At 55.9% G+C, this 662-nt stretch carries 1 protein-coding gene; it reads left to right on the top strand.

Annotated features, from left to right (window positions below):
• On the top strand, window positions 1-662 hold a 662-nt coding region (locus tag ACTJLA_RS26795; protein ID WP_440842484.1), incomplete at both ends, for an immunoglobulin-like domain-containing protein.

Genomic DNA, 662 nt, shown 5'->3' with positions numbered 1-662 from the left:
AACCAATCGAGCGGTAGCGTTTCGGTTCTTGCTCCTGATGATGTGTACAAGGGCGACCAAACTGTCACCACCGCTATCAAGGGTGTGACCGGCGGCGAGCATTTCGAAAATCTGGTCCCTGGCACTACCGCGGTGAACACCACCGTTACGGACACACCGGGTACCGATAACACCACCACGGTTACGCTGACTGCGCCAAGTGCCGTTAACGAAGGCGGCCAGATCACCTACACCGCGACCTTGAGCAACAAGGCCGGTACTGATGTCACCTTGAAGCTGGATAACGGCTCGTCGATCACTATCAAAGCTGGCGAGACCGTCGGTACTGTGACCGTGCCCGCCCCTACTGATGACGTGTTCATCGACAAGAGCACTCAGACCGTAAAGATTACTGATGCTTCCGGAGGCAACTTCGAAAAACTCGAAGTAGCAGGCAACGGCGCCACCACCACGATCAACGACACCATCGACAAAGTCGACGTCGTCCTGACCGCCACTACCACCGTCGGCGAAGGCGGCAATATCGTCTACACCGCCAGCCTTGTGGATAAAAACGGCGCAGCGGTGATTAACATCACCAATCCGTTGACCGTCACCTTGGATAATGGCCAGACCATCACCATCGGCGTAAACCAGACTAGCGGTAGCGTTTCGGTTCTTGC

The sequence above is a fragment of the Pseudomonas sp. 22072 genome, from assembly GCF_052046095.1.
GTDB classification, from domain to species: domain Bacteria; phylum Pseudomonadota; class Gammaproteobacteria; order Pseudomonadales; family Pseudomonadaceae; genus Aquipseudomonas; species Aquipseudomonas paracarnis.
This window is presented reverse-complemented; position numbering and strand designations above follow the sequence as displayed.